We start from the raw sequence: 24,321 nt of genomic DNA, 5'->3' as shown, positions 1-24,321 counted from the left end.
CGCCCATGTGCCGAATTGCCCTTTCGGCGCGGTGCGGGGCGGGCTGATGTGCCGAACGGCCTATCGCGAATTCGGGCTCGGCGCGGAGGCGCACTCGCGTCTATAGTCGGCGGGTGTCCGAGTCCCTCGCTGATGCCGTCGACCGGCTCTACGCCGCATTCGAGTCGGTGCCGCGCCCCGAGACGATCGACCGGTGCGATCACTGCTGGACCGAGCAGGAGGCCGCTGCGGTACTGCGGCCGGTTCCCCTCCGGGACCTGAGCGCCGACGAGCTGCGGCCGTACGCGGCCTCAGTGCTGCTCACCGTCGGGAGCGTCGCGGACTTCCGCTACTTCCTCCCGCGCATCCTCGAGATCGCCTGCACGGACGGGTTCAACTGGCCCGACCTCGAACCGCTGGCCGGACGGCTGCGCGACGCGGAGTGGGAGACGTGGACCGCCGAAGAACAGGCGGCGATTCGCGGCGTCCTGTGGGCCAGCTGGCGGCAGGTGCTGAGCGGGCATCCCGACAACTGGGGCGCCGATACCGTACTGTGCGCCATCGGCAACGCCGAAGACGATCTCACGCCCTATCTCGACGAATGGGCCGCCTCCCTGCGCCGGACTGCGGCGGCGAACGAGCTTCGGGACCTGCTGCAGTACTCGACCAGCTGGAGGAGCGAGGTGCCCCGGCTGACGAATGCGTTCTGGGACGGCCGGGATGCGCAGGTGATCGAGTGGCTGACCGGTCCTGCGCTGCGGGCCGCGCTGGCCGAGGCGCGGGCGAACGCTGCGACTCGGGACGCGCGGGAGCCGCTGGTGGAGGTCGAGGCCGTGTTCGCGAGCCGCGGCCGATGAGGTTCGCGCGGATACCGGCGGCGATCGTCGGCCTGCTCGTCCTCGGCTACGGCGTGCTGTGGCTGCGCCCTTCGCCTGCGGCCCATGTCATCGGGGTCGGGACGGTCGGTCTGCTGCTCACCGCTGTGGCGTTCTGGTGGCCGGTGCTGCGCCGTTTCCTTCCCGGCATCGGTTTGCTGGCGGCGGCCGGTTCGCTGGCGTCGACCCTGCTCGTCCGGGCCGCGTTCCCCGGAGGCCAGCCCGAACCCGGCGGGTCTACCGGTGTCTGGATGCTGGTCGAGTCGGCGGCGCTGGCGCTCGCCGTCTATCTTGTCGTGCGCTGGTCGGGGCGCGTCCCCATGGCGGTCACGGCTGTGGCGCCCGCGTTCGCGAGCGCATTGGTCTGGCAGCGGTTCGCGCTGGAGGGCAGTGCGATCCAGGTCGCCGCGGTCAGCCTGTTCTGGCTGCTGCCGAGTGTCGGCGCGGCTTCGGTCGCGGCCTACTTGCGCTGGCTCGACTACGGCCGCCGCAGGGCCGTGGTCGACGCCCGGCGCGAACAGCGGCTCGACCTCGCGAACGACCTGCACGACTTCGTCGCGCACGACATCAGCGAGATCGTCGCCCAAGCCCAGGCGGGCCGGTTCGTGTTCGGCGAAGGCCGGCCTGAGATCGCGAAGCTGTTGGAGCGCATCGAGACCGCCGGAGTCCGGGCGCTCGGCTCGATGGACCGGACGCTGGCGCTTCTGCGCGACCCGGGGGAGGCCGCCCGCGCTCCTGTCGGCGGCGTCGACGATCTCGGCGCGCTGGTCGAGCGGTTCAACGCGGGCGGCGGTCCGCAGGCGGTGCTCGATCTGCGGCAGTCGCAGCCCGTGTCGCGTGAGAGCGGTGCCGTGGTGCACCGTGCGGTCACCGAAGCGCTCACGAACGTGCGCCGTCATGCGCCCACGGCCGCAACGGTGTCGATCGAATTGTCTGAAGTAGACGGATTGCTGCGTCTGCGCATCGAGGACGACGGCCAAGGCTCCCCGAAGCCGGCCGCCCGCGATTCCTCCGGCCTCGGTCTCGCCGGTATGGCCGAGCGCGCCGAGAGCCTCGGCGGGAGCTTCGAGGCCGGGCCGCGCGAACCTGCTGGCTGGCGGATCACCCTGTGTCTGCCGTTGCAGGACAACGAGATAGGAGTGCCGCTGTGACCATCAGGGTCCTCGTCGCCGACGACCAGGAGGGCATCCGCGACGCCTTCCGCATGGTCATCGACGCCCAGCCGGACATGCGTGTGGTCGCCGAGGCCGCCGACGGCGAGAGCGCCCTCGCTCAAGCGGAGCTGCTGCGCCCCGACGTGGTCCTCGCCGACATCCGCATGCCCGTGATGGACGGCCTCGAACTCACCCGCCGCCTCGCCGGGCCCGAGGCCGCCGACCCGCTGAAGGTCGTCGTGGTGACCACGTTCGACCTCGACGAGTACGTGTACACCGCCCTGCGCGAAGGCGCATGCGGCTACCTCCTCAAACGCTCCGGCCCGAACCTTCTCGTCGAGGCGATCCGCGCCGCCGTCTCCGGCGAGACCCTCATCAGCCCGCAGATCACGGTCAAGCTGCTGCGCAAGATGATCCCGCCGCAGGCCCCCACCAGGACCGGTGAGGCCCTGAGTGAACGCGAACTCGAAGTGGTCCGGCTCGTCGCGCGCGGGCTCCAGAACGACGAGATCGCCGCGGAGCTGTTCATCAGCGCGGGCACCGTCAAGAACCACCTGGCGAACGTGCAGCGGCGGCTCGGCGTGCGCAACCGCGTCGAGATCGCCGCGTGGGCCTGGTCCACCGGCCAAGTGACCGCATAAGCCGCAGTTGCGACCTCGTTCCACGCTGGAGTGCCAACTGCCTTACCCTCGAAGCACATCCACAGGAGGAGGGCCGATGGCGCGAGCGTCACGGACGCAAGAGGCGGTCGAACAGGTCCTCGACGCCATCATCGACGGCAAGCTGCGACCGGGCGAACCGCTGCCGCCCGAAGGCGTGCTCGCCGAGGAGCTGCACGTCTCCCGGCTCACGCTGCGCGAGGCCGTGCGCCTGCTCCAGGCCCAGGGCGTCATCGTCCAGGTGCCGGGCCGCCGCCACCGGGTCGCGCCGGTCGCGCAGTGGACCGGGCTCGAGGCCGTCGTGCGCCACGCCCGCAGCGCGGGGGAGCGGGAGCGGTCCTCGCTCGAACTCCTCGAGGTGCGCATGATGATCGAGACCGGCGCCGCGCAGCTCGCGGCCGAGCGCCGCACGGCGACCGACCTCGACGCGATGCGCGACCTCATCGAGCGGATGAAGGCCGCCCACGCCCGGACCGATGTGGCCGCGTTCGTCGCCGCCGACCTCGAGTTCCACGATGTCATCCTCCGCGCCGCCGACAACCGCATCCTCGTGGCGGCCCTCCTGCCGCTGACCACCCTGCTCGCCGAGACCCGCAGCGAGACCAGCGCCGTCGCCGAGATCCGCGAGCACGCCATCGCCGAGCACACCGCGATCGTCGCGGCGCTGGCCTCCGGCGACCGCCTCGCCGCCCGGGACGCCATGGCCAGCCACATGGACCAGACCCGCGGCGACCTGCTGGAATACGTGCATTCGCGCCGCTAGCGCGCCGTGTCGATCGCTCCGATTTGACGACGGCCGATTTCCGAGGCAGGATATCTGATATCTGATAACTCGGGCTCAAGTCTGAGAGCGAACGAAGGAGTTCACGTGGACGTCGCGACGCTGCTCGCCTCCGTACCGGCACCCGCCGCGGTCACCGCCGCCGACGTGCGCGCCCAGGCCGACCCGGCCTCCGTCCTCGTGGTTCTCGACGACGACCCCACCGGCACCCAGTCCGTCGCCGGACTCCCCGTCCTCACCCGCTGGGAACCCGCCGACCTCGACTGGGCGCTCGCCACCGGCGCGAACGCCGTCTACGTCCTCACCAACACCCGCTCCCTCGACCCCGAGACCGCCGAACGGCGCAACCGCGAGATCGCCGCCGCCGCGCTGGCCGCCGCCGCCCGCGCCGGGAAGCGCCTCACCTTCGTCTCCCGCTCCGACTCCACCCTCCGCGGCCACTTCCCGCTCGAGACCGACGTCCTCGCCGAAGCCATCGAGGCCCACGGCGGCACCCGCCCCGCGCTCACCCTCCTCGTCCCCGCGTTCCCCGACGCCGGGCGCATCACCCTCGACTCGGTCCACTACTGGGTCGTCGACGGCGAGGCCACCCCCGTCGGCGAGACCGCCTTCGCGCAGGACGCCACCTTCGGCTTCTACTCCTCCGACCTGCGCACCTGGGTCGAGGAGAAGACCGGCGGCAGGATCCGCGCGATCGAGGTCGCCGCCCTCACCGTCGACATCATCCGCAGCGGGACCGACGCTGTCGCCGAGTTCCTCCGCGGCCTCGCCGAAGGCACGGTCGTCGCCGTCGACGTCGTGGACGAGACCGACATGCGCGTCGTCGCCCTCGCCCTCCACCGCCTCGAACGCGAAGGCCGCCAAGCGCTCCTGCGCGTCGGACCGCCCTACGTGCGCGCCCACATTGGGCAGGACATCGCCGCGCCGGTCACCCGCGACCGCATCGACTTCGCCAACGACCGCGGCGGCCTCGTCGTCGTCGGCAGCCACGTCCCGCTCACCACCGCCCAGCTCGACGCCCTCCGCGAGGCCAGGCCCGGCACGGCCACCGTCGAAATCGACGTCCGGCAACTGGTCGACAGCCGCCGGGACGGCCACCTCGAAGCGCAGGCCGCCGCGGTCGCGAACGCCCTCGAAGACGGCACCGTCATCGTCCACACCACCCGCGAACTCCTGACCGGCCGCCAAGCTTCCTTGAGCAGCACTGGGTGCTTCGCCCGGGCTAGCAGCTGGACTTGGTTGGCTAAAGCGAAGAGCGAGGGTGTGTCGCATCCTCAAAATGTCGTACCGCTGGCCTAAAGTCATTGCCATGAAGCAAGTTGTGGTCGTGAAGCTGTTGCCAGACGCCGATGCGAATGCGGCGCTGGCAGCGACTTTGCGTGTCTGCAACGACGCCGCGAATCGGCTGTCGGAACTCGCCTCCAGAGGCGACGAGCCGCCGACTCGGGCTAACCTTCAGCGACTTGCCTATCAGGACTTGAAATCTCGTGGTCTTTCGGCTCAGCCTGCGCTGCATGTGATCCGAAAGGTCGCCGATGCCTACTCCGCGCTCCGCGCAACGCTGCGGGCCGGAAATCTCGGGAAGCCTGGGTCGAAGCGGCGCCGCAAGGCTGAATCGAAGCCGGTCGTGTTTCGTTCGGATGCGGCGCAGGCTTTCGACGACCGGTGCCTGTCCTGGCAGGTCAATGCCGGGACTGTATCGATCTGGACGGTTCACGGTCGCCTCAAAGGCATCCGGTTCGCTGGCGGGCCCGACCAAGTCAAGACACTTCGCGAGCACCGCAAGGGCGAGACCGACCTGGTGCACCGCGACGGCGAGTTCTACCTGATCGCGACCTGCGAAGTCCCCGAAGCCGAACTCATCGATCCTGTGGGCTTCATCGGCGTGGACCTCGGGATCGTGAACATTGCAACGACATCGACCGGTATCCGCCTCGCCGGGCGAGGACTCAACCGCCACCGCAAACGCCAGGTCGAGCTGAGGCGTCGGCTTCAGACGAAGCAGACCAAGGCCGCGAAGCGACTGCTGAAGCTCCGCAGCCGCCGTGAACGGCGGCACGCAGCCAACACCAACCATGTCATCGCCAAACGCATCGTGACCGAGGCGCAACGCACCGGTCGCGGCATAGCCCTGGAAGACCTCAGGGGCATCCGCGACCGGGTACGGCTTCGCAAGCCCCAACGGGTCACCTTGCACTCCTGGGCATTCGGGCAGCTCGGCGCGTTCATCGATTACAAGGCGCGCCGCGCCGGGGTGCCCGTGGTGTTCGTAGATTCGGCGTACACGAGCCAGGAGTGCGCCCAGTGCCATCACATCGACAAACGGAACCGGCCGAATCAGGCCGAGTTCCGGTGCCGGTCGTGCGGGGTCGTTGCCCACGCCGATCGCAACGCTTCCCGCAACATCGCCGCTCGCGGCGAGGCTGCGTGGGCAGCGGGGCGTGAGTCACGCGTCCCAGCGCCGTTAAGAGGGTGCCGGATGTAGGAGCGACCGCGACAGCCAGCCGCGGACGCCACTTACACGCTCAGCCCCTCGGGGTCGAGAAGTTGACGATGCAGGCGTTCTTAGGGCCTGTACCCGGATCGATTATCGGCGTTGGGACAGGTTTTCCGCCCACTTCGACGTCCGACCGAGATGGGGAGACGGAGCGGATCGGTGTAACCCCGGTCTTCACCTCATGCGAGAGAGATACTCTCGGGCCCGCCGCAGTCCTGATTGTGGCTTTGGTTCACCCTCGGCAGGATCATCGAGATCTCCGGCGTCGTCGTACCCGCGCGGCGGTTAACAAGCTGGCTGGGCCACAAGCCGGTTGGTGTCGGGCTTATCGCTTCAAGCGTGCTCCTGGAGAGTGTGGATCTCTTTGACGCCAGGCTCAGCATCATGATCGCGATCATCTGCGTATTGCGGCAGGCCGCCGGGCTCAACCCGATCAAGTTCGGCCTGCCCGTCGCGGGCATCATGCTCGCCGTGCACGTGGCCGTCCCGCCGCACCCGGGCATCGTCGGCGGCGCCGCCATCCTCGGCGCCGACGTCGGCTGGATCACGATCCTCTCGCTCGCCGTCTCCGTCCCGCTCGCCTTCGCCGCCTACTTCCTCGGCAAGCTCTTCAACCGCCGCGAGTACTCGATGATCGCCGCCACCAAGGCGATCTTCGACAGCTTCGGCAAAGAGGACGGCCCCAAGAACGGCACCATCGAGGACGGCGAGACCGCTCCGGGCGCCGGGACCATCATCGGCATCATCGTGCTCCCGCTGGCGCTCATCATGGTCGGCACCACCATCGCCCCGCGCTTCGAGTCCGGCACCTTCTGGAACGGCTTCCTGTCGATGATCGGCCAGCCGATCTTCGCGTTGGCCGTCGCCATCGGCGTCGCGATGTACGTGCTCGGCGTGCGCCGCAAGTGGTCGGCCGCGAAGCTCGGCGAGGTCATGGAGTCCGCACTGCCGGCCGCCGCAGTCATCATCCTGGTGACCGGTGCGGGCGGCGGCTTCGGCAAGGTGCTCACCGAGTCCGGCATCGGCGCGGCCGTCGCCGACTCGCTCGCCTCGGCCGGGATCCCGGTCCTGCTCGCGGTCTTCCTCATCGCGCTGATCCTGCGGGCCGCGCAGGGCTCGGCGACCGTGGCGATCACGACCGCCGCCGGGCTCATGCTCCCGGCCGTGCAGGCGCTCGGGCTCGACCCGGTCCACCTGGCGCTCGTCGCGCTCGCGATCGGCTACGGCGCCTTGGGCCTCAGCCACGTGAACGACTCGGGCTTCTGGATCGTGACCCGCTACCTCGGCCTCTCGGTCAAGGACGGCCTCAGGGTCTGGACGCCGATGACCACGGTCCTCGGCCTGCTCGGATTCGCGATCACCGCGGGCCTGTACGTGCTCATCCCCGCGAGCTGACCCAAAGAGCAGCTTCCGAAGCGACACGAGGACCGCCGGGCCGAAAGGCCCGGCGGTCCTCGCGCGCGCTACTACGCCCACACGTCGTAGCTGTTGCAGGCGAAGTTGTAGCCGCCGGTCGACGAGGTGATCTCGAAGCCGAACGCGATCTCGCCGATGGTGACGCGCGGCATGCGGCCGTTGGCGACCAGCCACTGCGCGTGCGCGGTGATGTCCACCCAGGAGTCGGTGGTGTGCTGGCGCGCCAGGAAGCTGTGGACGGCGTTGGACCCGTTGCTGCCCTGGTAGTACGCCCAGGAGCGGCCGCCGAGGCTGACGTCGGTGACGTAGGAGCCGATCGGACCGACCGCGCCCTGCCACTGCGTCCAGATCATGATCTCGTAGTCGTGGTCGTTGCCCCACACGTCGTAGGTGGTGCAGTAGGCGAGGTTGGAGCCCGTGGGCACGGTGACGTTGTGGTTGCTGGAGACGTTGCCCATGTTCCACACGTCGCGCCCGAGCTGGTAGGCGACGTGCGGGTAGGACTTGACGCCGCCGGTGTTGGGGTGGTCGGCCCAGACGCCCCAGGTGGAGTGGGAGTTCGCCCACGCGGACTGGAAGCCCGCGCCGCTGCCCCAGACGTGGTTGTTGACCGTGTACGCGCCCTCGGTCCACTTGCCCCAGTCGTCCTCGGTGTACCAGGCGGCGGCCTGGGCGGGCGACTGGAGGGCGCCGACGGCGCCGACGGTGGCCAGGGGCGCGGCCAGGGCCGCGGTGAGAAGCGATCTGCGCTGCATGAAGGTCTCGCCTTCCTCAAGGAGATTCGGCCTGAGACATCCGTATATCTACGAACATCGATCAGTTGATTAGATCATGCAACAAAGTATCTGTCTATATCTGGATACTTGATTCCAGAGATTGACAAACAGGGGTGCGCGCGACCGCGGCGCGGAGCGCTCTCGGTGAATATCGAAGATATTGACTACATCGATGTGTGTTGTTACCCTTCACATCATCATTCCGGCAGCACTTCCCCTTGGAGCGTCAATGTCGACACCTTCCTCAAGACTGTCCCGCCGCGGCCTGCTCGCGGCCGCCGCGGCAGTGCCCGCCGCCGCGCTCGTCCCGGCATCGCCCGCGGCGGCGCAGACCGCCTACACCGGCTACCTCATGGCCCACTTCATCGGCGAGGGCTCCGGCGGCGAGCAGATCTACCTCGCCCACTCCGACAACGGCCTCAACTGGACCGACCTCAACCGCGGCCAGATCGTCCTGCGCACCCCCATCGGCACCAAGGGCGTCCGCGACCCGATCATCGTGCGCAACCCGGCCGGGAACCGGTACTGGATCGTCGCCACCGACCTCCACATCGGATCCGGCACGTCCTGGAGCGACGCCCAGAACGTCGGCAGCCGCAACCTCGTCGTGTGGGAGTCGACCGACCTCGTTAACTGGTCGATCCCGTGGCTGCTCCCGGTCGCCGCCTCGATCGGGGACGCGGGCGACGCGTGGGCCCCCGAGGCCATCTGGGACGCCTCAGCCGGGAACTTCCTGCTGTACTGGGCCACCAACTCGACCCTCAACGGCGTCAAGAAGCACCGCATCTGGAGCGCCCGCACCACCGACTTCCGGACCATCACCACCCCCCAGACCTACATCAACCTGGCCGGGTCCGAGCAGCTCATCGACACCCAGATCATCGAGGCCAACACCGGCGGCTACCGCTACTACCGCGCCTCCAAGACCACCCAGATCGTCATCGAGGGCTCCAACTCGCTCACCGGCACGTGGACGCGCCTGGGCGACCTCTCGGGACTCACCGGCGGCGGCGTGGAAGGCCCCATGTGGGCGAAGTTCAACGACCGCAACGAATGGGCGCTCTGGCTCGACCAGTACGCCACCGGCCGCGGCTACCTGCCCGTCCTCACCACCAACCCCGCCGCCGTCTCCGGCTACCGCATCGCCTCGGGCTACAGCATGGGCGGGAACCTCAAGCGGCACGGTTTCGTCCTCAACCTCACGCAGGCCGAGGAGACGCGGGTCCTGGGCCGCTACCAGGCCCCGGTGTTCAACCGGCTCCAGTCGTACAACTACCAGGACCGCTATGTGCGCCATTACAACTTCGACGTGCGCATCGACCCCGGCGTGAGCCCCGCGCAGGACGCTCAGTTCCGGGTCGTCCCCGGCCTGGCGTCCTCCAGCGCGGTCTCGTTCGAGTCGGTGAACTTCCCGGGGCACTTCCTGCGGCACGTCAACTACGACTTCGTGCTCGCGCCCAGGGAGTCGGGCGGCACGTACAACGCCGACGCCACGTTCAACCGCGTCGCCGGGCTCGCGGACTCGTCGTGGAACTCGTTCACCTCGTACAACTACCCGACCCGGTACATCAGGCACTACGGGTACTCGCTGCGACTCGACCCGGTGAGCACCACTCAGGAGCGGGCCGACGCGACCTTCCGCGTCACCACCTGACCCGATCGGCCCGGCGCGGGCCCCACCGCCCGCGCCGGGTTCAGTCCTTCGGCTTCCGCGCCGCGGGGGAGCACAGCAGCGCCACCGCGACGAGCACGAGCACCACGTAGAACGCGTTCCGCAGCCCCACGTGGTCGCCGAGGAGGCCGATCAGCGGCGGCCCGATGAGGAACGCGCAGTAGCCGACGGTCGCCACGACGGCGACGTTCTGCGTCGCCTTCACCGGGTCGTCGGCGGCGGCCGACATGCCGACCGGGAAGCCCAGGGACGCGCCCACGCCCCACAGGACCGTGCCGACGATCGCGACCGGCGCGGTCGGGCCGAGGATCACCAGGAGCAGGCCCACGAGCGCCAGCAGCGCCGACCCGGCCAGCACCGGGACGCGCCCGAACCGGTCGAGGAACCAGCCGCCGGAGACGCGCCCGAGCGTCATCGCGGTGACGAACACGGCGAACACCGCCGCGCCGCCGGGGTTGGAGAGGCCGTAGCCGTCGACCATCGCCAGGCCGAGCCAGTCGTTCGCGGTGCCCTCGGTGAACGCCATGCCGAGGATGATCAGGCCGATGAGCAGGACGCGTACGTCCGTCCACGCGGCCAGGCGGGTGCGCCAGCCGGTCTTCTCGCCCGGCTCGGCCTCGCGCGGCTCCTCGGCCGGCTGCAGGAACTTGACGACGTAGAGCGAGGCCAGCAGCACCGCGGCCCCTACCGCGCTCAAGTGCACCCCGGCGGCGACGCCGAGCTGCTCGGTGAGCGCGCCCAGGCCCGCCCCGAGCATGGTGCCGACGCTGAAGCCCGCGTGGAACATCGGCATCAGCGTCTTCCCGATGCGCCGCTCGTTGGCCGCGCCGGAGAGGTTCATCGCGACGTCGAGCACCGAGTTGCCCGCGCCGAGGACCATGAGCGCGGCGAACAGCGCCCAGTAGGACGGCGCGAGCCCGGCGATGAGCCCGATCGCGACCAGTCCGACCGCCGTCAGGCCCAGGAACCACCGGATCGCGGCCGTCGCGCCCAGATGCGCGACGACGTGGCCCGAGGCGATGAGCCCGAGCATCGCCCCGGCCGAGAGGCCGAGGATGAGCACGCCCATCTCCTGCGTCGAGGCGCCGAGGATGTCGCGCATGTTCGGGACGCGCGCGGCCCAGTTGGCGAACACGAACCCGGAGAGGGCGAACACCGCGAACACGGCGTTGCGCCAGTGCACGAGCGCTGGATCGGTGCGGGCGGGCAGGGCGGTGCTGGTCACGGCGGTCCAATCGGGCGGCGTTCAGGGCCGCTGCCGCAGGCCCCGGTGGACCAGTCTGCAGCGAGGTTTAGCGTTCGACAAACGAATTCGACGCGTCGCGTTCACGGAGTTCACAAACCGGTCCGAAAGATTCCGCAAGAAACCACAGTTCCAGCCGTTTCGTCCGAGCCCGCGGTGTACGCATACTGCGAACCATGAATCCTGAGGAGCCGACCGCCATGACGCCACCGGGCCCGACGATCGCCGACGTCGTCTTCCCCGAGCAGCTCAACCACCGCGGCACCCTGTTCGGCGGGGCCGCGATGGCCCTCATGGACCGTGCCGCGTTCGTCGCCGCGAGCCGCGAGGCCCGCGCCGACGTCGTGTGCGCGGGCGCCGACGAGATCGTGTTCTCCCAGCCGATCCGCCCCGGCGACCTCGTGGAGGCCACCGCCGCCGTCGAACGGCGCGGCCGCCGCTCCATGGCCGTCTCGGTCGTCGTGGTCGCCGAGACGCTCCCCACGGGCGAACGCCGCGAGGCGGTGCGCGGCCTCTTCCACATGGTCGTCGCCGCCGAAGCGCCCCAAGCAGACTGACTCAACTGAAAGGGACTCCGTGAACCGATCGAGCGACCTGTCCGCACTCGAGGAGCGCTACGGCGCGCACAACTACCACCCGCTGCCGGTCGTCATCGCCGAAGGCGAGGGCGCGTGGGTCACCGATACCGAAGGGAACCGGTACCTCGACTGGCTCGCCGCCTACTCGGCCGTGAACTTCGGGCACCGCCACCCGCGCCTGACCGCCGCCGCCCACGCCCAGCTCGACCGGATCACCCTCGCCTCGCGCGCGTTCCGCACCGACACGCTCGGCCCGTTCCTCTCCGGCCTCGCCGCGCTCTGCCGCAAGGAAGCCGTGCTGCCCATGAACACCGGCGCCGAAGCCGTCGAGACCGCGATCAAGGCCGCCCGCAAATGGGGCTACAGCCGCAAGGGGATCGCCGCCGACCGCGCCCGGATCGTCGTGTTCGACGGGAACTTCCACGGCCGCACCAGCACCATCGTCGGCTTCTCCTCCGACCCCGCCTCCCGCGAGGGCTTCGGGCCCTACAGCGGCGGCTTCGACTCGATCCCCTACAGCGACAGCGCGGCCCTGGCCGCCGCCATCGGCCCCGACACCGCCGCCGTCCTCCTCGAACCCGTCCAGGGCGAGGCCGGGGTGCTCGTCCCGCCCGCCGGGTGGCTCGCCGAGGTCCGCCGCCTGTGCGACGAGCACGGCGTCCTCATGATCGCCGACGAGATCCAGTCGGGCCTGGGCCGCACCGGACACACCTTCGCGTGCGACCGCGAGGACGTCACCCCCGACGTGTACCTGCTCGGCAAGGCCCTCGGCGGCGGCATCGTCCCCGTCTCGGCCGTCGCGTGCGACCGCGACGTCATGGACGTCTTCACGCCCGGCACCCACGGCTCCACGTTCGGCGGCAACCCGCTCGCCGCCGCCGTCGGCGCCGAGGTCGTCGCGATGCTCGCCACCGGCGAATGGCAGCGCCGCGCCCGCGACCTCGGCGAACACCTCGAAGGCGCCCTCGCCGGGCTCGACCGGTCCAAAGTGTCCGACATCAGGGTCTGCGGCCTCTGGGCGGGCGTCGACCTCGCCGAGGGCGGCCCGAGCGCCCGCGAGGTGTGCGAGCGGATGATGCGCCTCGGCGTGCTCGCCAAGGAGACCCACGAACGCACCGTCCGCATCGCCCCGCCGCTCGTCATCACGCCCGAGGAGATCGACCAGGGCGTCGCCGCCCTCGCCGAGGCCATCGGCTGAGGCTCAGACCGACGACGGGTACGGGGTGAACCCGCTGCGGTTGTCCGTCACGTCCAGCGGCCTGCCGATCGCCGGGAACGCCCGCTGCGGGCAGCCCGACCGGTCGCACACCTTGCAGCCCGGCCCGATCGGCGTCAGCGCCGCCGGGCTCGCCAGGTCCAGCCCGTCGGCGTAGACGAGCCGGTGCGCATGGTGCAGGTCGCAGCCGAGCCCGATCGCGAACGTCTTCGCCGGGGTCCCGTACCCGCCGTACCGGCGCGTCACCGTGCGCGCCACCCACAGGTACGCGCGCCCGTCCGGCATCTGCGCCAGCTGCGTCCGGATCTCGCCCGGATGCGCGAACGCCTCATAGACATTCCACAGAGGACAACTGCCGCCCACGCGGGAGAAGTGGAAGTCCGTGGCCGACTGCCGCTTCGAGATGTTCCCCGCCCGGTCCACCCGCACGAAGAAGAACGGCACGCCCCGCGCGCCCGGCTTCTGCAGCGTGCTCAACCGGTGCGCCACCGTCTCGAACCCGACCCGGAACCGCCGCTGCAGCAGGTCGATGTCGTACCGCAGTTCCTCTGCAGCACTGCGGAACACGCTGTACGGCAGGATGAGCGCCCCCGCGAAGTAGTTCGCCAGGCCGATCCGCGCCAGCGCCCGCGCCTCCGGCCCCGAGAGGTCGGCGGCGGCCACGAGGCCGTCGATGAGCTCGGCGTGCCCGGCCAGCGCGAGGTGCGTGGCGAGCTGGAAGGCGCGCTGGCCCGGCGTCAGGAGCGGGGAGACGCGCAGGACGCGGCCGTCGGGGTCGAAGCGGCGCTTGGCCCCCGCCTGCTCGTCGACGCCGAGGGTGGTCACGGTGGTGCGGTGGCGGGCGGCGAGGAGCCGGGTGAGTTCGGCGGCGAGGTCGGCGGGGTCGAGTTCGGCGGCGATCCTCTCGGCGGCGGAGTCGAGTTCGTACACGTAGTTCCGCTTGGCGTAGAACAGGTCCCGCACTTCCTCGTACGCGGTGGGCGCGGCTCCCGCGTCGAGTTCGGCGCTCATGGCAGTGTTGCGTTCGACGGCGTGCCGGTAGCGGCGGTGCAGGTCGACGACGTAGCGGGCGAGTTCGGGCATGCCTTCGGCGAGTTCGCGGGTCTGGCCGGGGGAGACCTGCTCGGCGTGGGCGGTGTCGGCGAGGGCGTCGCGCAGCTGGGCGTCGAGGCGGTCGCTCTCGGCGGCGGAGAAGCGCTGCACGTCGACGTCGAAGACCTCGGCGAGGCGCAGCAGCACGGGCCCGGTGATGGGCCGCTGGTTGGACTCCATCTGGTTGACGTAGCTCGTGGAGATGCCGAGCGCGGTGGCGAGGGAGGCCTGGGTGAGTCCCTGCTCCTCGCGGAACCGGCGCAGCCGCAGCCCGACCTTGGCCGTCTTCAACGCCATGAACTGGTCCTTTCACAAGATTCACAAAATGGAGCCGATATTTCCACAAGAAAGCACATGTTCAGTGCTTTCACCGTGCTATGCGGCTGTACATACTGTGAAGATAACTGAGAAGGAGCCGCCGCATGATCGAGCACCCCGTCCGCACCCACGCCTCGCGCGAACACCTGCCGCGCGAGGCGCAGCTGGCCTGGAAGCTCGCCGAGGTCGCCACTGACCCGGTCCCCGTCGAGCCCGACGTGGCCGAGATGATCGGCAACCGGGTCATCGACAACGCGGCCGTCGCGGCCGCTTCGCTGGCCCGCCGCCCGGTCGCGAACGCCCGCGCGCAGGCCTTCGCGCACCCGTACCGTCCCGGTTCGGCCGTGTTCGGCGCCGCGCCCGAGGTGCGCGCCTCGCCCGAGTGGGCCGCGTGGGCGAACGGGGTCGCGGTGCGCGAGCTGGACTTCCACGACACGTTCCTCGCCGCCGACTACTCGCACCCGGGCGACAACATCCCGCCGGTGCTCGCGGTCGCCCAGCACCGGGGGCTCGACGGGGCCGCGCTCGTGCGCGGCATCGCCACCGGCTACGAGGTCCAGATCGACCTGGTGCGCGCGATCTGCCTGCACGAGCACCGGATCGACCACATCGCGCACCTCGGCCCGTCCGCGGCGGCCGGGATCGGCACGCTCATGGGCCTCGACGCCGAGGTGATCTACCAGGCGATCGGCCAGGCGCTGCACACCACTACGGCCACAAGGCAGTCGCGCAAGGGCGCGATCTCGTCGTGGAAGGCGTACGCTCCGGCGTTCGCGGGCAAGGCCGCCGTCGAAGCGGTCGACCGGGCCATGCGCGGCGAAGGCGCGCCCTCCCCGATCTGGGAGGGCGAGGACGGCGTCATCGCCCGCCTCCTCAGCGGACCCGACGCCCGCTACACGGTGCCGCTGCCCGCGCCCGGCGAGCCCAAGCGCGCCATCCTCGACTCCTACACGAAGGAGCACTCGGCCGAGTACCAGAGCCAGGCGCTCATCGACCTGGCCCGGCGGCTCGCCCCGCGCATCCCCGACCTCTCGCGGGTCGCCGACGTCGTGATCCGCACGAGCCACCACACCCACAACGTGATCGGCACGGGCGCGAACGACCCGCAGAAGCTCGACCCGGGCGCGAGCCGCGAGACCCTCGACCACTCCATCATGTACATCTTCGCCGTCGCCCTCGAAGACCGCGACTGGCACCACGAGCGCTCCTACACCCCCGAACGCGCCCACCGCGAATCGACCGTGGCCCTGTGGCACAAGGTCCGCACCCTCGAAGACCAGGAGTGGACCCGCCGCTACCACGACCCGGACCCGGACAAGCGGGCGTTCGGCGGGCACGTCACCGTCGTGTTCGACGACGGCACCACGATCGACGACGAGCTCGCCGTCGCCGACGCCCACCCCCGGGGCGCGCGGCCCTTCGCCCGCGACCAGTACATCGCGAAGTTCCGCACCCTCGCCGAAGGCGTCGTCGACGACCGGGAGCAGGACCGGTTCCTCGACCTCGCCTGCCGCCTCGAGACCCTCGACGCGGCCGAGGTCCAGGCACTGAACCTCGCCGCCCCTCCCGGCACGCTCGCCGCACCCGAGACCGGAGGACTCTTCCGATGACGCAGCGCATCTCGCCGAACCAGAAGCGCAAGGCCCTGCGCGCCGGGCTCGCCTCCGGACGGCTCCAGCGCCTCCCCGGCGCGTTCTCGCCGCTCGTCGCCCGCGCCGTCGCCGCACGCGGCTTCGAAGGCGTCTACGTCTCCGGCGCGGCGCTCGCCGCCGACCTCGCCCTGCCCGACATCGGCCTCACCACGCTCACCGAGGTCGCCGGGCGCGGCGGCCAGATCGCCCGCGCCCACGACCTTCCCACGCTCATCGACGCCGACACCGGCTTCGGCGAGGCCGCCAACGTCGCCCGCACGATCGCGTCCTTCGAGGACGCCGGGCTCGCCGGATGCCACCTCGAAGACCAGGTCAACCCCAAGCGCTGCGGCCACCTCGACGGCAAAGAGGTCGTCCCGCGCGAGGTGATGCTCCAGCGCGTGCGGGCCGCCGTCCAGGCCCGCACCGACCCTGACTTCCTCATCTGCGCCCGCACCGACGCCCGCGCGATCGAGGGCCTGGACGCCGCGATCGACCGCGCGAAAGCCTATGTGGACGCCGGGGCCGACATGGTCTTCCCCGAGGCCATGCGCACCGAAGCCGAGTTCGCGGCCTTCCGCGACGCCGTCGACGTGCCGCTCCTGGCCAACATGACCGAGTTCGGCACCTCGCCGCAGCTCACCGCCCGCCAGCTCGAGGACCTCGGCTACAACCTCGTCATCTGGCCCGTCTCGAGCCTGCGCGCCGCCATGGGCGCGGTCGAAGACCTCTTCGACACCCTCGAGACCGAAGGCACCCAGGCGAAGCACATCGCCGGCATGCAGACCCGCGCCCGCCTCTACGAACTGGTCGACTACGCCTCCTACACGGCGTTCGACCAGCAGCTCTTCGACTTCGAGATCCCCGGGAGGGACGCATGAGCACCGACATCCGCAAGGGCCTCGCCGGAGTCGTCGCCGACACCACCGCGATCTCGGAGGTCGTGCCCGAGACGAACTCGCTCACCTACCGCGGCTACCCCGTGCAGGAACTCGCCCGCTCCTGCTCCTTCGAGGCCGTCGCCCACCTCATCTGGTACGGCGACCTGCCCGCCGCCGACGCCCTCGCCGGATTCACCGAACGCGAAGGCGCGCAACGCGAAGTCACCCGCTCCACCATCGCCGTCGTCGACCGCCTCCCCGACAACTGCCACCCGATGGACCTGCTGCGCACCGCCGTCTCCTGCCTCGGCGCCGAGGACCCGGCCGAGGACGACAACAGCCCGGCCGCCAACCGCGCCAAAGCCGAAGCGATGTTCGCGAAGCTGCCCACGGTCGTCGCCCACGACTTCCGCCGCCGCAGAGGCCTCGCCCGCATCGCCCCCGACCCGTCGCTCGGCTTCGCCGAGAACTTCTTCCACATGTGCTTCGGCACCGTCCCGGCCCCGGAAGTGCTGCGCTGCTTCGAGATCTCGATGATCCTCTACGCCGAGCACAGCTTCAACGCCTCCACGTTCACCGCCCGCACCGTCGCCTCGACGCTCTCGGACATCTACTCGGCCGTCACCGCCGCCATCGGCGCCCTCAAGGGCCCGCTGCACGGCGGCGCGAACGAGGCCGTCATGCGCATGATGCTCGAGATCGAGGACCCGGCGCTGGCCCGCAGCTGGCTCCTGGAGCGCCTGGCCGCCAAGGAGAAGGTCATGGGCTTCGGGCACCGCGTCTACAAGGACGCCGACTCGCGCGTGCCGACCATGAAGGCCGCGTTCGTGGAGATGGCCGAGCTCACCGGCGGCCAGCGCTGGGTCGCGATGTACGAGGAGCTGGAGGCGGCCATGCTGGAGGCCAAGGGCATCCACCCGAACCTGGACTTCCCGGCCGGGCCCGCCTACTACCTCATGGGCTTCGACATCCCGATGTTCACGCCGCTGTTCGTCATGTCCCGCATCACCGGCTGGACCGCGCACGTCATCGAGCAACTGGAGTCGAACGCGCTGATCCGCCCGCTGAGCGCCTACACCGGACCCGCGCAGCGCGCGATCCCGCTGGCGGCCTGAGCGTCACGGCGCCGAGGCGTCATGCGGCTCGGCGCCGGACAGCAGCCGGTGGTGCTCGTCGCCCTTCACGGTCTCGGTGTACAGGCGCAGCGCGGACTCGTTGCGCCACCCGTACAGGCCGATCCCGGCCGCCGCCGCGCCCGCGAGGAACGCGACGAGCAGGCTCGTGCCCAACGGGGACGGGAGCGGGATCGGGGTACCCGCGTACTCGGAGCCGAGCCCGATTGCGACGGTGACCGCGACGAGCACGAGTCCGATCGCGGCCGCGATGAGGAACCGCTTGCGGATCAGCCGCGACAGCGCCAGGCTGCGCACGCGCAGGAGCAGCTCCGCATCGCATGCGGGGCAGCGCAGTTCAACGATATGGTCGCCCGTCTCGGGGCGGCGGTACGGATGCGCGGAGGTGCGGTACCGCCGCTCCTCGCCCCACCAGGTGAGCCCCCAGGCGGGGCTGCGGCCCGTGAGGTGCCCGAGGACGACCGTGGTCTGTTCGTGCGACGGCATGGGCGGCCTCCACTTCTCCGGCTCCAAGCCTATGAGGCACGTTCCAGGCGCTCAGCGGTTGCCGCGGGCGCGGACGGCCCGCTCGGTGAACTTGCGGGTCACGAGCGAGGCCGACCCGGCGATCGCGGTGATGTTGAAGGCCATCTGGAAGCAGAGCAGGACCCGGGCGATCTGGCCCTGCGCGGAGACGTCGCCGAAGCCGACCGTAAGCAGGGTGCTCAGCGCGTAGTAGAGCGCGTCGACGCGGGTGTCGATGCCGTGGAACTCGCCGGGCCGGTGCACGGCCAGGCCGTAGTCGATGAGCGCGAACATGAGCAGTCCGGCGACGATGCCCACGACCAATGCCCCGAGCGGCGCCTCGGGCTCGACGATCTGCCGCACCGCCTGCCAGCGGATCGCGAACACCAGGACGGTGAGCAGGACGACGGTGGCGACCCAGCGCAGGACCAGGACCACGGTGTCGGGTTCGCTGGCGACGGGGACGACGGAGTAGACGGCGACGAGCGCGGCGCACGCGAGCACCCAGCGCCAGGGGTGTGGCCGCGAGGCTTCCTTGTCGCGCATGGCGTCACGCCGTCCCGGTCGCCGGGGCGGCGTCCTTGCGGGGCCGGTCGATGAGCTGTTCGGCGACGAACGCGACGACGACGGCGATGAGCACGATCGGGGCCATCCCGGTGGACTCGGTTCCGAGCAGGAGCACAATGAGGAGGGCCGCGGAGACCGGCAGCGGCAGGATCGCGGCGGTCGCGGCGGCCATGCCCGCGGCCATCGCCGGGCCGAGCCCGAACCCGGGGAGTCCGCTCATGAGGACGCCGAAGGCCGCGCCGAGGAACACCGCGGGGAAGATCGGGCCGCCGCGCAGGGTCGCGAGCGAGACGGCGTACGCCAGGCCCTTGAACACCAGCAGGGCGACGAGCGCCCAGCTGCCGGGCGCGATGCCCTCGCTGGTGAGCGTGCCGAGCCCGTCCTGCCCCGACAGCAGCACCTCCACAGGGGAGCGGCCGGTCAGGAGCGCGTAGAGCGCCGCGGCGACCGCGGTCACCGTCACCGCCCCCATCGCCATGAGCGCGGGCCTGCGGTTCGCGTGCGGGACGAGGAGACGCCCGAGGTGGTGGATCTGCCGCACGCCCACGGCGATGAGCAGCGCGAGCGGGATCGTCCACAGCAGATCGGCGAGGTCGGGCCGGGCCGGGACGTTGAGGCCGGGCAGGGCCAGCGTGGTGATCGGCAGGCCGGTCCAGTCGCCGAGGCCGGTGAACACCAGCGCTCCGATGCCCGCCGAGAGCAGGCAGGGGAGCACGACCCTGGTCTGGCGCAGCCCGGCCCGGCCGACGGATTCGAGGATGAACACGGCCGCCACCAGCGGGCTGCCGAAGATCACCGCGACCGCCCCGGCCGACCCGGACGCGCCGAGCAGCGCGTTCTCGGGGCCGCCCTTGACCGCCCACCTGCTCGTGAGGATCGTCGCGAGGCCTCCGCCGACGGCCATGAGCGGCGCCTCGGGGCCGAGCACGACGCCGAGCGGCAGGCCGCCGAGCGCCGCGAGCAGGACCCCGGGCAGGTGCGAGGGCTGCACCGGTTCGGCCGAGAGCCCGTCGATCGGGACGTGCCCGCCGTGCCCGGGGAGCTTCGTGATCGCGAGCGCGACGAGCGCGCCGCCGATCAGCAGCCACGGGAACGGCCACCACCACGGCACCGGGTCGAGTCCCCAGTGCTCGGGCAGGCCCTCCCACACGAAGTGCGTGAGCCAGTGCAGGAGAGCGAGGAACGCGAAGGCCGCCACCGAGATCGGCACGCCGATGAGGGCCGCGAGGCCGAGCACGCGCACATACCGGCCGCCGAGCCGTTCGGGGGCCTGCGCCTCTGTGCCCTCTGCCATGCGTCCCTCCAATGTCCCGCGACCGCTGCACTGTGGATCTTCCTACGCTCGCGGGCGGGGCGCAGGGCATTGCGCTTCCCGCATCTCGAATCCCTCTTGCAACATACCCTGAGGGGGTATACCATGACTCGTCGCGGCCGCCCCGGGCCGCCGAACCTTGAGGAGCACCTGTGGACCACTCCGCCCACGAGCACCACGGACACGACGAACACGCACGCCACGCCGGAAGCGGCGAACCCGACCACAACGCCCACGGCCACGCCTCCCATGACCATGCGGCGCACGACCACAGCGCGCACGCCGGTCACGAGGACCACGCCGCCCATGCGCCCCAGCCGATGAAGGCGAGCTGGGGCATGGCCGCCTCCGCGACCCTCCACTGCCTCACCGGCTGCGCGATCGGCGAAGTCCTCGGCGTCGTCATCGGCACCGCCCTCGGCTGGCACGGCGTCCCGACGATCGCCCTCGCGATCTTCCTCGCCTTCGTCTTCGGCTACGCCCTGACCATGCGAGGCGTCATGAGCGCCGGGCTGACCTTCAAGGACGCGCTGAAGGTGGCGCTCGCGGCCGACACCATCTCGATCGCGGTCATGGAGATCGTGGACAACGCGTTCATCATCGCCATCCCCGGCGGCATGGAGATGGGCCTGTCCGACTACCGGTTCTGGCTCATGCTCGCCGCCGCGCTCGCGATCGCGTTCGTCGTCACGGTCCCGATCAACCGCGCGCTCATCTCACGCGGCAAGGGCCACGCGGTCGTGCACCAGCACCACCAGCACCACTAACGCGCGGCGGCGGCGGGGCGCAGCGCCTCCATCGTCAGGTCGAGGCGGTGCCCGAAATCCTCCGGCCGGGCCACGGCGTGCGTTATCGCCGCGTGCAGGCACGCGAACGCCCCGCCCACCATCGCCCGCAGCACCACCGAGTCCGGGACGCACCCGCGCCGCTGCGCGGCCCGCGTCAGCAGCCGGTCGGCGAGCTCGCGCTGGAGCCCGTCCAGCCGCCCCAGGTAGGCCGCGAACAGGCGCGGGCTCGCGTCCACGATCCGCTGCAGCGCCGCGTCGTGCTCGCGCAGCACCGGATCCGCCAGGCGCTCCACGACCGGCTCGAACGCGTGCCGCAGCGAGTCCCACTCCGGCTCCTCCAGCGGACGCGACTCCAGCCGCGCCGCCAGGTCCAGGCCCAGCCGCTCCAGGCTGTCGAGCACGACCTCGTCCTTGGAGGCGAAATAGCGGAAGAAACTGCGCTGGGACATCCCGACGGCGGCGGCGATCTCGTCGACCGTCGTCTCCTCGAATCCCTTTGCTACGAACAGCTGTTCAGCAGTCCGTGCGATCCTCGACTGCACGGCCCGACGTGACACTTCTCGCAGACTCCCACCGGTGCCCATGCGGCGGATGGTAGCAACTGCAATGATTGACAGTCACTGACACTTTCCGGTGCGCGCGCTCCGTCACCCTCCGACACCCCGGAGGACGCAGGTGCGGGCGCGTCGGCACCGGGCAGGAACACCACCGAAGGAAACAATCCCCCATGACCGTTGACCAACGACCGGCCGAGACACCAGAGGCCGACGCCCCGCCGACACCCGAACAGGGCATGTCGAGCCAGATCAAGATCGTGCTCGGGGTGCTCCTCGTGGCCACCTTCGTGATGATCCTCAACGAGACCGTCATGGGCGTGGCGCTGCCGCGCCTCATGGAGGAGTTCACGATCACCGCCGCCACCGTGCAGTGGCTGACCACGGGCTTCATGCTCACCATGGCCGTCGTCATCCCCATGACCGGCCTCATCCTGCAGCGCTTCACCACCCGCACGGTGTTCCTCGCCGCCATCGGGCTGTTCGCCGCGGGCACCCTGCTCGCCGGGGTCTCCACGGTCTTCCCGATGCTCGTGGCCGCCCGCGTCATCCAGGCCAGCGGCACCGCGGTCATGCTGCCGCTCCTCATGACCACCGTGATGACCTTCGTCCCGGCCGAGCGCCGCGGACGCACGATGGGCTTCATCACCATCGTCATCGCCGTCGCCCCCGCGATCGGCCCGACCTTCTCCGGGTTCATCCTCAACAACCTCACCTGGCGCTGGATGTTCCTGGCCGTGCTGCCCATCGCCGTCCTGGCGCTCGTCCTCGGCGGGGTCCTCATCAAGAACCTCGGCGAGACCCGCCCGGTCAAGCTCGACCTGCTCTCCGCGCTGCTCTCCGCAGTCGCCTTCAGCGGCATCATCTACGGCCTCAGCAGCCTCGGCGAGTCGGCGGCGGGCCACCACACCCCGATCTCGCCGTACGCCGCCGTCGCCACCGGCGCCGTCGCCCTGGTCCTGTTCGTCTTCCGCCAGCTCCGGCTCCAGAAGCGCGACGCGGCCCTGATGGACCTGCGGGTCTTCAAGAGCCGCTCGTTCACCGTCGGCATCATCATGCTGCTCGTCTCGATGGCGACCCTCTTCGGCTCGCTCATCCTGCTGCCGCTGTACCTGCAGGGCGTGCTCGGCCTCGACACCCTCGAGACCGGCCTGGTGGTCCTCCCCGGCGGCCTCGCGATGGGCCTCTCCGGCCCGATCGTCGGCCGCATCTTCGACAAGGTCGGCCCCCGCCCGCTCGTCATCCCCGGCGCGGTCGTCCTCGCGGGCGCCCTCGGCCTCATGACGATGCTCGACCAGACCAGCGAGGTCTGGTTCGTCGTGGTCATCCACGTCTTGCTCAGCCTCGGCCTCAGCAGCCTCATGACCCCGCTCATGACCTCCTCGCTCGGGTCCCTGCCCATGGAGCTCTACCCCCACGGCAGCGCCATCATGAGCACCCTCCAGCAGGTCGCGGGCGCGGCCGGCACCGCCGTGTTCATCACCCTGATGACCACCGGCGCGGCCGCCGCCGTCGACGCGGGCGCCAACGAGGTCGGCGCCCAGGCCGACGGCATCCACCTCGCCTTCCTGTGCGGCACCGCGATGGCCGTCGTGGCCGTCGCCGCCGCCTTCCTCGTGAAGAAGGCCGACAACCCGGCCGGGGACGCCGTCCCCGCCCACTAGCAGCACCGGCGAAGGCCCGGCTCCCCAAGGAGCCGGGCCTTTTCGCATCCCCTGTCAGTGCCCGGTGCTACCGTCCGGAGATGCCGCGAACCGACCAAGCCAGCAGGGACGTGCCCGCCTCCGCCGAACGCGTCTACGCCGCCCTCACCGACCCCGAAGCGCTCGCCGCCTGGCTCCCTCCCGCAGGCATGACCGGCCGCTTCGAGCACTACGACGCCCGCCCCGGCGGCTCCTACCGCATGGTCCTCACCTACGACGACCCCTCGGACGCGCCCGGCAAGACCACCGCGGACGCCGACGTCGTCGAAGCCCGCTTCATCGAACTCGTCCCCGACACCCGCATCGTCACCGAAGTCGACTTCGTCTCCGACGACCCCGCCTTCGCGGGCACCATGACCGGCGCGTGGACCCTCGAACCGACCGTCGACGGCACCCGCGTCACCATCACCGCGCACGGCGTCCCCGACGGCGTCAGCGCCGAAGACCACGCCGAAGGCCTCGCCTCCTCGCTCCTCAACCTCGAGGCCTACCTCGAACGCTGAAGGCCGGACCCCGAAGGGGCCCGGCCTCGTTCGCGCAGCGCCGACTACTCGGTGATCTCCAGGAACGCGCAGTCGTTCGGCTCCGGGTCGTTCGCGCCGTCGACGGAGCAGACCTCCATCACGTACTCCTCGCCGGTGACGACGTTCCAGCTGAACGTCGTGAACTCCCCGGACCCGAGTCCGTTGTAGATGCTCTCCAGCAGCACCCACTCGCCGTCCTCGACCAGGTAGAGGCTCCCGCGCACGCCGTGCCCGTCCGCGTACCAGTCGTGCACGGAGAACACGTCGCCGTTGTCGTGGTGGATGATCTCCGCGATCAGCTTCCCGCCCGGGTCCTTCAGCTCGAGCCCGGCGTCGGCGGCCTGGGCGGGAGCGGCGAAGCTCGCGGCGAGCGCGAGGCCCGCACCCAGGGCCAGACCAGCGCGCGCAATCCAGGTCTTGTTCATTGTGGAGTCTCCAATTCGCTTGGGGCGCACCGTTATCGGTGCT

General features: G+C 70.6%; 24 protein-coding genes. 16 read left to right on the top strand and 8 right to left on the bottom strand.

Annotation, left to right across the window (positions count from 1 at the left end; translation table 11 throughout):
* The first annotated feature begins 113 nt into the window (after positions 1-113).
* The 7 genes from ACGGCP_RS26190 (at position 114) to ACGGCP_RS26160 (ending at position 7,340) form a co-directional block, all read left to right on the top strand.
* Positions 114-836 (top strand): hypothetical protein, encoded by a 723-nt coding sequence (locus ACGGCP_RS26190; protein WP_392971459.1) that lies wholly within the window; start codon positions 114-116, stop codon positions 834-836.
* A complete protein-coding gene (locus tag ACGGCP_RS26185; protein ID WP_392971456.1) occupies positions 833-2,005 on the top strand; it encodes an ATP-binding protein in 1,173 nt (390 codons plus the stop codon). The genes ACGGCP_RS26190 and ACGGCP_RS26185 overlap by 4 nt, the downstream gene beginning before the upstream one ends.
* Positions 2,002-2,649 carry a response regulator gene (locus tag ACGGCP_RS26180; protein WP_392971453.1) on the top strand — a complete coding sequence of 216 codons (648 nt, stop codon included), beginning with the start codon at positions 2,002-2,004 and terminating at the stop codon, positions 2,647-2,649. Before ACGGCP_RS26185 ends, ACGGCP_RS26180 begins: the two co-directional genes overlap by 4 nt.
* A gap of 76 nt (positions 2,650-2,725) precedes the next feature.
* Entirely contained in the window at positions 2,726-3,430 is a 705-nt protein-coding gene (locus tag ACGGCP_RS26175) for a FadR/GntR family transcriptional regulator (RefSeq protein ID WP_392971450.1), read from the top strand.
* 105 nt (positions 3,431-3,535) lie between these two features.
* On the top strand, positions 3,536-4,747 hold the full coding sequence (locus ACGGCP_RS26170; RefSeq protein WP_392971447.1) for a four-carbon acid sugar kinase family protein: 1,212 nt from the start codon (positions 3,536-3,538) through the stop codon (positions 4,745-4,747).
* 10 nt (positions 4,748-4,757) lie between these two features.
* Positions 4,758-5,933, top strand: a complete 1,176-nt coding sequence (locus ACGGCP_RS26165; RefSeq protein WP_392971444.1) for an RNA-guided endonuclease InsQ/TnpB family protein — start codon at positions 4,758-4,760, stop codon at positions 5,931-5,933.
* A gap of 231 nt (positions 5,934-6,164) precedes the next feature.
* Complete coding sequence (locus ACGGCP_RS26160) at positions 6,165-7,340, top strand: TRAP transporter large permease subunit (protein WP_392971441.1); 1,176 nt, start codon at positions 6,165-6,167, stop codon at positions 7,338-7,340.
* A gap of 71 nt (positions 7,341-7,411) precedes the next feature.
* On the opposite strand, the gene ACGGCP_RS26155 is transcribed toward ACGGCP_RS26160, so the two are convergent.
* Complete coding sequence (locus ACGGCP_RS26155) at positions 7,412-8,116, bottom strand: hypothetical protein (protein WP_392971438.1); 705 nt, start codon at positions 8,114-8,116, stop codon at positions 7,412-7,414.
* Between the two features lie 250 nt (positions 8,117-8,366).
* On the opposite strand from ACGGCP_RS26155, the gene ACGGCP_RS26150 reads away from it, so the two are divergent.
* On the top strand, positions 8,367-9,791 hold the full coding sequence (locus ACGGCP_RS26150) for a glycoside hydrolase family 43 protein (RefSeq protein WP_392971435.1): 1,425 nt from the start codon (positions 8,367-8,369) through the stop codon (positions 9,789-9,791).
* Between the two features lie 40 nt (positions 9,792-9,831).
* On the opposite strand, the gene ACGGCP_RS26145 is transcribed toward ACGGCP_RS26150, so the two are convergent.
* Positions 9,832-11,034: an MFS transporter gene (locus ACGGCP_RS26145; RefSeq protein ID WP_392971432.1), complete on the bottom strand. Its 1,203-nt coding sequence runs from the start codon at positions 11,032-11,034 to the stop codon at positions 9,832-9,834.
* 194 nt (positions 11,035-11,228) lie between these two features.
* Between ACGGCP_RS26145 and ACGGCP_RS26140 the strand changes: the two genes are divergently transcribed.
* Positions 11,229-11,609: an acyl-CoA thioesterase gene (locus ACGGCP_RS26140; RefSeq protein WP_392971429.1), complete on the top strand. Its 381-nt coding sequence runs from the start codon at positions 11,229-11,231 to the stop codon at positions 11,607-11,609.
* A gap of 19 nt (positions 11,610-11,628) precedes the next feature.
* Positions 11,629-12,828 (top strand): ornithine--oxo-acid transaminase, encoded by a 1,200-nt coding sequence (gene rocD / locus ACGGCP_RS26135; protein ID WP_392971426.1) that lies wholly within the window; start codon positions 11,629-11,631, stop codon positions 12,826-12,828.
* Between the two features lie 3 nt (positions 12,829-12,831).
* Here rocD and ACGGCP_RS26130 read toward each other — a convergent pair whose 3' ends face one another.
* Positions 12,832-14,235 (bottom strand): short-chain fatty acyl-CoA regulator family protein, encoded by a 1,404-nt coding sequence (locus ACGGCP_RS26130; RefSeq protein ID WP_392971423.1) that lies wholly within the window; start codon positions 14,233-14,235, stop codon positions 12,832-12,834.
* A 125-nt stretch (positions 14,236-14,360) separates the two neighbouring features.
* Between ACGGCP_RS26130 and ACGGCP_RS26125 the strand changes: the two genes are divergently transcribed.
* Genes ACGGCP_RS26125 through ACGGCP_RS26115 form a run of 3 tightly spaced genes read left to right on the top strand, consistent with a single transcriptional unit; the run spans position 14,361 to position 17,883 of the window.
* Positions 14,361-15,866 carry an MmgE/PrpD family protein gene (locus ACGGCP_RS26125; protein ID WP_392971420.1) on the top strand — a complete coding sequence of 502 codons (1,506 nt, stop codon included), beginning with the start codon at positions 14,361-14,363 and terminating at the stop codon, positions 15,864-15,866.
* Positions 15,863-16,768: a methylisocitrate lyase gene (gene prpB, locus ACGGCP_RS26120; protein ID WP_392971417.1), complete on the top strand. Its 906-nt coding sequence runs from the start codon at positions 15,863-15,865 to the stop codon at positions 16,766-16,768. Before ACGGCP_RS26125 ends, prpB begins: the two co-directional genes overlap by 4 nt.
* Positions 16,765-17,883: a bifunctional 2-methylcitrate synthase/citrate synthase gene (locus ACGGCP_RS26115; RefSeq protein WP_392971414.1), complete on the top strand. Its 1,119-nt coding sequence runs from the start codon at positions 16,765-16,767 to the stop codon at positions 17,881-17,883. Before prpB ends, ACGGCP_RS26115 begins: the two co-directional genes overlap by 4 nt.
* Positions 17,884-17,886: 3 nt before the next feature.
* Here ACGGCP_RS26115 and ACGGCP_RS26110 read toward each other — a convergent pair whose 3' ends face one another.
* Genes ACGGCP_RS26110 through ACGGCP_RS26100 form a run of 3 tightly spaced genes read right to left on the bottom strand, consistent with a single transcriptional unit; the run spans position 17,887 to position 20,266 of the window.
* Positions 17,887-18,387 (bottom strand): hypothetical protein, encoded by a 501-nt coding sequence (locus ACGGCP_RS26110; protein WP_392971411.1) that lies wholly within the window; start codon positions 18,385-18,387, stop codon positions 17,887-17,889.
* Positions 18,388-18,438: 51 nt separating this feature from the next.
* Positions 18,439-18,951 (bottom strand): potassium channel family protein, encoded by a 513-nt coding sequence (locus tag ACGGCP_RS26105; protein ID WP_392971408.1) that lies wholly within the window; start codon positions 18,949-18,951, stop codon positions 18,439-18,441.
* Positions 18,952-18,955: 4 nt separating this feature from the next.
* A complete protein-coding gene (locus ACGGCP_RS26100; protein WP_392971405.1) occupies positions 18,956-20,266 on the bottom strand; it encodes a chloride channel protein in 1,311 nt (436 codons plus the stop codon).
* Positions 20,267-20,436: 170 nt separating this feature from the next.
* Here ACGGCP_RS26100 and ACGGCP_RS26095 point away from each other — a divergent pair, with 170 nt between their 5' ends.
* Positions 20,437-21,051: a DUF4396 domain-containing protein gene (locus ACGGCP_RS26095; protein WP_392971402.1), complete on the top strand. Its 615-nt coding sequence runs from the start codon at positions 20,437-20,439 to the stop codon at positions 21,049-21,051.
* Here ACGGCP_RS26095 and ACGGCP_RS26090 read toward each other — a convergent pair.
* On the bottom strand, positions 21,048-21,614 hold the full coding sequence (locus ACGGCP_RS26090; RefSeq protein ID WP_392971399.1) for a TetR/AcrR family transcriptional regulator: 567 nt from the start codon (positions 21,612-21,614) through the stop codon (positions 21,048-21,050). The genes ACGGCP_RS26095 and ACGGCP_RS26090 overlap by 4 nt on opposite strands.
* 185 nt (positions 21,615-21,799) lie before the next feature.
* Here ACGGCP_RS26090 and ACGGCP_RS26085 point away from each other — a divergent pair, with 185 nt between their 5' ends.
* The gene (locus ACGGCP_RS26085) at positions 21,800-23,290 is read left to right on the top strand and encodes an MDR family MFS transporter (protein WP_392971396.1); all 1,491 of its coding nucleotides are present in this window, start codon (positions 21,800-21,802) and stop codon (positions 23,288-23,290) included.
* A gap of 80 nt (positions 23,291-23,370) precedes the next feature.
* Positions 23,371-23,832, top strand: a complete 462-nt coding sequence (locus tag ACGGCP_RS26080) for an SRPBCC family protein (protein ID WP_392971393.1) — start codon at positions 23,371-23,373, stop codon at positions 23,830-23,832.
* A gap of 44 nt (positions 23,833-23,876) precedes the next feature.
* Here ACGGCP_RS26080 and ACGGCP_RS26075 read toward each other — a convergent pair whose 3' ends face one another.
* Positions 23,877-24,278 carry a hypothetical protein gene (locus tag ACGGCP_RS26075; protein WP_392971390.1) on the bottom strand — a complete coding sequence of 134 codons (402 nt, stop codon included), beginning with the start codon at positions 24,276-24,278 and terminating at the stop codon, positions 23,877-23,879.
* Positions 24,279-24,321 lie beyond the last annotated feature (43 nt).

Source organism: Glycomyces sp. NPDC048151 (assembly GCF_043202775.1).
Classification (GTDB): Bacteria; Actinomycetota; Actinomycetes; order Mycobacteriales; family Micromonosporaceae; genus Glycomyces.
This window is presented reverse-complemented; position numbering and strand designations above follow the sequence as displayed.

Bases quoted from the DNA above. Each gene is read 5' to 3' on its own strand.
- ACGGCP_RS26185 (WP_392971456.1), top strand. From the start codon at position 833: ATGAGGTTCGCGCGGATACCGGCGGCGATCGTCGGCCTGCTCGTCCTC.
- ACGGCP_RS26175 (WP_392971450.1), top strand. From the start codon at position 2,726: ATGGCGCGAGCGTCACGGACGCAAGAGGCGGTCGAACAGGTCCTCGAC.
- ACGGCP_RS26165 (WP_392971444.1), top strand. From the start codon at position 4,758: ATGAAGCAAGTTGTGGTCGTGAAGCTGTTGCCAGACGCCGATGCGAAT.
- ACGGCP_RS26155 (WP_392971438.1), bottom strand. From the start codon at position 8,116: ATGCAGCGCAGATCGCTTCTCACCGCGGCCCTGGCCGCGCCCCTGGCC.
- ACGGCP_RS26150 (WP_392971435.1), top strand. From the start codon at position 8,367: ATGTCGACACCTTCCTCAAGACTGTCCCGCCGCGGCCTGCTCGCGGCC.
- ACGGCP_RS26140 (WP_392971429.1), top strand. From the start codon at position 11,229: ATGAATCCTGAGGAGCCGACCGCCATGACGCCACCGGGCCCGACGATC.
- ACGGCP_RS26130 (WP_392971423.1), bottom strand. From the start codon at position 14,235: ATGGCGTTGAAGACGGCCAAGGTCGGGCTGCGGCTGCGCCGGTTCCGC.
- ACGGCP_RS26125 (WP_392971420.1), top strand. From the start codon at position 14,361: ATGATCGAGCACCCCGTCCGCACCCACGCCTCGCGCGAACACCTGCCG.
- prpB (WP_392971417.1), top strand. From the start codon at position 15,863: ATGACGCAGCGCATCTCGCCGAACCAGAAGCGCAAGGCCCTGCGCGCC.
- ACGGCP_RS26115 (WP_392971414.1), top strand. From the start codon at position 16,765: ATGAGCACCGACATCCGCAAGGGCCTCGCCGGAGTCGTCGCCGACACC.
- ACGGCP_RS26110 (WP_392971411.1), bottom strand. From the start codon at position 18,387: ATGCCGTCGCACGAACAGACCACGGTCGTCCTCGGGCACCTCACGGGC.
- ACGGCP_RS26105 (WP_392971408.1), bottom strand. From the start codon at position 18,951: ATGCGCGACAAGGAAGCCTCGCGGCCACACCCCTGGCGCTGGGTGCTC.
- ACGGCP_RS26100 (WP_392971405.1), bottom strand. From the start codon at position 20,266: ATGGCAGAGGGCACAGAGGCGCAGGCCCCCGAACGGCTCGGCGGCCGG.
- ACGGCP_RS26085 (WP_392971396.1), top strand. From the start codon at position 21,800: ATGACCGTTGACCAACGACCGGCCGAGACACCAGAGGCCGACGCCCCG.
- ACGGCP_RS26080 (WP_392971393.1), top strand. From the start codon at position 23,371: ATGCCGCGAACCGACCAAGCCAGCAGGGACGTGCCCGCCTCCGCCGAA.
- ACGGCP_RS26075 (WP_392971390.1), bottom strand. From the start codon at position 24,278: ATGAACAAGACCTGGATTGCGCGCGCTGGTCTGGCCCTGGGTGCGGGC.